Annotated in this window: 1 protein-coding gene; it reads left to right on the forward strand. The window is 64.8% G+C overall.

The genetic code is table 11. The annotated features are described in order from the left end of the window. The coding region (locus tag QR78_RS29705; RefSeq protein WP_048431228.1) for a Fic family protein at positions 1–822 on the forward strand (822 nt) is incomplete at both ends.

Genomic DNA, 822 nt, shown 5'->3' on the forward strand with positions numbered 1-822 from the left:
CCTCCCCCCCGCCCGAGAACCACGTTTCGCTCGAGGGCGCCCTGGACCGCCTCGTCGCGGCTAGTGCTGCCCTGGGGAAGGTTCAGGCCATCGCTCGGGAAATGGCCGATCCCTATGTGATCAGCCGCATTCTCAAGCGCCAGGAGGCGGTGAGTTCGTCCTCCATCGAGGGGACGAACAGCACACTCGACGAACTCCTTGCTGGTGAGGATGCGAACGAGGACGGCCGGTCTGAAGTGCGGCAGGTCCGCGACTATGCGCAGCTCCTGGACCTCCTGCTGCCGCAGGCGATGGAACGGGGCTACAAGGTCTTCGACCTCGACTTGGTCCGCCGGCTGCACTCCGAGGTGATGAAATCTGATCCGGACTACAAGGACCAGCTCGGCGAGCTCTGCGACAGCGTGGTCTGGATCGGAGGCAAGGGCCAGATCGCCTACTCCGTCTGGAATCCCTCGCCGCCGGTCCAGGTCCGCGCCTGCCTTATCGAAACCATAGACTACCTGCGGAACGAGGGCATGCAGTTCATGATGCAGAACCTCGTGGTCCGCATGACGGTGGCGCACGCGCACTTTGAGGCGGTGCACCCTTTCAAGGACGGCAACGGCCGCGTCGGCCGCCTGCTGCTGCCGCTGATGATGGCCGCGGAGGAGCAGATATCGATCTACCTTTCGCCCTACATCGACGCGCACAAGGAGGGCTATTACGCGGTCCTGAGACGCGCGCAGCAGCGGCTCGAATGGGAGGCTGTCGTCGGCTTCGTCTCCGACGCTGTGGTTGCCACGGTGGACGAGCTGCTGGTCACGCGCGCGGCACTCGCCACGC

Origin of the sequence: Methylobacterium indicum, from assembly GCF_001043895.1 — a bacterium.
GTDB lineage: Bacteria > Pseudomonadota > Alphaproteobacteria > Rhizobiales > Beijerinckiaceae > Methylobacterium > Methylobacterium indicum.